Origin of the sequence: Streptomyces sp. WAC05292, assembly GCF_003949955.1 — a bacterium.
Classification (GTDB): Bacteria; Actinomycetota; Actinomycetes; order Streptomycetales; family Streptomycetaceae; genus Streptomyces; species Streptomyces globosus.
The window spans coordinates 1-3,672 of record NZ_RPSE01000507.1 but is presented as its reverse complement, the minus strand read 5'-3'; the positions used below and the strand labels follow the sequence as shown (position 1 = coordinate 3,672).

The 3,672-nt window shown below is 75.4% G+C and carries 4 protein-coding genes; 2 read left to right on the top strand and 2 right to left on the bottom strand.

All coding sequences use genetic code 11. From position 1 onward, the window contains the following. Window positions 1–19 precede the first annotated feature (19 nt). On the bottom strand, window positions 20–745 hold the full coding sequence (locus tag EF903_RS30135; RefSeq protein WP_260616119.1) for a class I SAM-dependent methyltransferase: 726 nt from the start codon (window positions 743–745) through the stop codon (window positions 20–22). 388 nt (window positions 746–1,133) lie between these two features. Here EF903_RS30135 and mshA point away from each other — a divergent pair, with 388 nt between their 5' ends. Continuing rightward, on the top strand, window positions 1,134–2,516 hold the full coding sequence (gene mshA, locus EF903_RS30130; RefSeq protein ID WP_399422008.1) for a D-inositol-3-phosphate glycosyltransferase: 1,383 nt from the start codon (window positions 1,134–1,136) through the stop codon (window positions 2,514–2,516). After that, window positions 2,509–2,994, top strand: a complete 486-nt coding sequence (locus EF903_RS30125) for a YbjN domain-containing protein (protein WP_125548165.1) — start codon at window positions 2,509–2,511, stop codon at window positions 2,992–2,994. The genes mshA and EF903_RS30125 overlap by 8 nt, the downstream gene beginning before the upstream one ends. Window positions 2,995–2,998: 4 nt before the next feature. Here the strand turns inward: EF903_RS30125 and EF903_RS30120 are convergent. After that, window positions 2,999–3,672 (bottom strand): MFS transporter (locus EF903_RS30120; RefSeq protein ID WP_148142610.1); only part of this gene is annotated, 674 nt, incomplete at its 5' end.

The following is a 3,672-nucleotide window of genomic DNA, read 5'->3' as shown; positions in this document are numbered from 1 at the left end:
GTTCCCCGCCGTGCGACTTTCACCCGGCCGGGCGCAGCGCCTCCCAGCGCACCGTCAACTCCCCCTGCCGCCACCGCTTCGGACCGTCCGTCAGCGGCCAGTCCCCGGCCAGCGCCCGCGCCGACCGGATCCACCGCTGCCGCGCCCCGTACGAGGCGTACGGCGCGGCCGCCGCCCACGCCCGGTCGAAGTCCCGCAGGAAGGCGTACACCGGCTCGCCCGGCACATTGCGGTGGATCAGCGCCTTCGGCAGCCGCTCCGCCAGGTCCGAGGGCCGCTCCAGCGACCCCAGCCGCGTCGCGAACGTCACCGTCCGCGGCCCCTCCGGCCCCAGCGCCACCCACACGTGCCGGCGGCCGATTTCGTCGCACGTGCCCTCCACCAGCAGCCCGTCCGGAGCCAGCCGGGCGCACAGCCGCTCCCAGACCTCCGCGACCTGCTCCTCGCCGTACTGCCGCAGCACGTTCGCCGCGCGGATCAGCGCCGGCCGGGCCCCGCCCTCCAAGGGCACCTCGAAGCCGCCGTGCCGGAACCGGAGCCCCTCCCGCTCGTACGGGCGCGCCGCCGCGACCCGCGCCGGCTCGATCTCGATGCCGACCACCCGCACCGCGGGCGCCGCCCGCCGCAGGCGGTCCAGCAGCTCCACGGCCGTCCACGGAGCGGCCCCGTAGCCCAGGTCCACGGCCACCGGCGCCGCCGCGCGCCGCAGCGCCGGCCCGTGCACCTCGGCGATCCAGCGGTCCATGCGGCGCAGCCGGTTCGGGTTCGTCGTCCCCCGCGTCACCGTCCCCACCGGGCGCGCCGCCTGCGCACCCCGCGCGACGCCGCCCGCGCGGGCCCGGGCCCCGGTGCGGCCGAGGCCGCCGGAGGAGGCGGGGACAGGGGGGTCGGAGGCGTGCCGGGACATGCGCCGAGCGTAAGCGGAGGGCCCCCTCGGCGGGAAAAGCAGCCCGGTGCCCGGCACCGCGCCGAGGAAAATCGGCCGCCCCGGAATGCGGGGCACGCCCATCCGGGTTGCACTCCTTGAAGGGCGCCGGGTGCGCTCCGTCCGGCATGCCCGCCCGCCGGCGCGAGCGGCCCCGAGGCCCCCGCCCGCATGTCGTCATGTCGCCCGAGCGAGAGGAACTGCTCCCTTGAGCCAGTACGTGTCCCGCATCGGCGGCACCATCGGCGGCCGGCTCGCCGCCGTCCGCGGCACCCGCCACGACCCGCCCCGGCTGCGCATCCCGTCCGTCGGCCACCACCGCAAGCCGCGCCGCGTCGCGATGCTCAGCGTCCACACCTCCCCGCTGCACCAGCCGGGCACGGGCGACGCCGGCGGCATGAACGTCTACATCGTGGAGCTCGCCAGGCGGCTCGCCGCCATCAACATCGAGGTCGAGATCTTCACCCGGGCCACCGAGGGCGGCCTCCCGCCCGCCGTCGAACTCGCCCCCGGCGTCCTCGTCCGGCACGTCGACGCCGGCCCGTACGAGGGCCTCGCCAAGGAGGAGCTGCCCGCCCAGCTGTGCGCCTTCACCCACGGCGTCATGCAGGCCTGGGCCGGCCACCGCCCCGGCCACTACGACCTCGTCCACTCCCACTACTGGCTCTCCGGGCACGTCGGCTGGCTCGCGGCCGAACGCTGGGGCGTCCCCCTCGTCCACGCCATGCACACCATGGCCAAGGTCAAGAACGCCTCCCTCGCCGAGGGCGACGCCCCGGAGCCGGCCGCCCGCGTCATCGGCGAGACCCAGATCGTCGCCGCCGCCGACCGGCTCGTCGCCAACACCACCGACGAGGCCGAGGAGCTCGTACGGCACTACGACGCCGACCCCGGCAAGGTCGCCGTCGTCCACCCCGGCGTGAACCTCGAACGCTTCGCCGTCGCCGACGGCCGGGCCGCCGCCCGCGCCCGCCTCGGACTCCCGCAGGACGCCGTCATCCCGCTGTTCGCCGGGCGGATCCAGCCGCTGAAGGCCCCCGACGTGCTGCTGCGCGCCGTCGCCGTGCTCGTCGGGCAGGACCCGCAGCTGCGCCGCAGGCTGTTCGTGCCCGTCGTCGGCGGTCCCAGCGGCAGCGGCCTCGCCAAGCCGGAAGGGCTCCAGAAGCTCGCCGCGAAGCTCGGCATCGCCGACCTCGTCCACTTCCACCCGCCGGTCGCCCAGGACCGGCTGGCCGACTGGTTCCGGGCGGCGTCCGTGCTGGTCATGCCCTCCTACAGCGAGTCCTTCGGGCTCGTCGCGATCGAGGCGCAGGCCACCGGGACGCCCGTCCTCGCCGCGGAGGTCGGCGGGCTGCCCGTCGCCGTCAACGACGGCGTCACCGGCATCCTCGTCTCCGGCCACGACCCGGCCGACTACGCCCGCGAGCTGCGCCGCTTCGTCGACGACCCGGGGCTCGCCGACCGCATGGGCGGCGAGGCGGCACGGCACGCGCAGTTCTTCGGCTGGGACACCGCCGCGAGCGCCACGGCGGACGTGTACACCGCGGCCATGCACGAGCACCGCCGTCGCGTACGCTCCCACCATGGCTGACACCGCGATCATCGAGAGCGCGCTGAACGGCGCCGAGCTGGCCTGGGAGAGCCCCGCTCCGGGCACCTACGTCGTCCAGCTCCCCGGCACCCGCAAGCTCTCCACGACCTGCTCGCTCAAGGTCGGCCGGCACTCGCTGTCGGTCAACGCGTTCGTGATCCGCCACCCCGACGAGAACGAGGCCGGCGTCCACCGCTGGCTGCTGGAGCGCAACCTCAGGCTGTACGGGATGGCGTACGCGGTGGACCGCCTCGGCGACGTCTACCTCACGGCCCGGCTCCCGCTGTCCGTGGTCACCGCCGAGGAGCTCGACCGGCTGCTCGGGACCGTCCTGGAGGCGGCGGACGGCGCGTTCAACACCCTCCTGGAGCTGGGCTTCGCCACGGCGATCAAGAAGGAGTACGAGTGGCGGGTCGCCCGGGGCGAGTCGACCCGCAACCTCGACGCCTTCCGCCACCTGACCCGCCCGGCGGACTGACCCCCTAGGCGTCCGCGGCGGCCCGGACGGGAGCGGCGGGAGCGGCGGGAGCGGCGGACCCGGCCTTCACCGGTGCGTCGGCGGACTCCGCCGACGCCGTGCCGCGAGCCGGCAGCCGCCGCATCAGCAGCCAGTAGCCGCCCGCCGCGAGCGTGCCCAGCACGCCGGCCGACCCCCACAGCCACGCCGCGCCGAACCAGTCGACGACGTACCCCGCCATCAGCGGCGCGACCAGCGCGGCCACCGACCACGACATCGTGTACATGCCCTGGTAGCGGCCCCGGCCCTGCACCGGCGAGAGCCGTACGACGAGCTCCATCTGCGTCGGCGAGTTCACGATCTCCGCCAGCGTCCACACCGCGACCGTCAGCGCGTACGCCCACAGCGGCCCGGCGAACGCCGTCAGCGCGAACCCCCAGCCCGCCAGCAGGGCGGAGAGCACCAGCAGCCGCCGGGCGTCGCGGTGCTCGATGAACCGCGTCACCGGGATCTGCAGCAGCACGATCATCAGCCCGTTCACCGAGATCACCAGGCCGTACTCGCCCGGCGTGAAGCCGGCGGCCCCCATCGCCACCGGCAGTCCCACCGAGCCCTGCATGAAGACCATCGACACGAGGAACGACAGCCCGACGACGCCCATGAACCGGCCGTCCCGCAGCACCGTCCCCAGCGACACCC

What these genes read in the sequence shown, in the direction of transcription:
- EF903_RS30135 (WP_260616119.1), bottom strand. Translation starts at nt 745, where the DNA reads ATGGACCGCTGGATCGCCGAGGTGCACGGGCCGGCGCTGCGGCGCGCG.
- EF903_RS30125 (WP_125548165.1), top strand. Translation starts at nt 2,509, where the DNA reads ATGGCTGACACCGCGATCATCGAGAGCGCGCTGAACGGCGCCGAGCTG.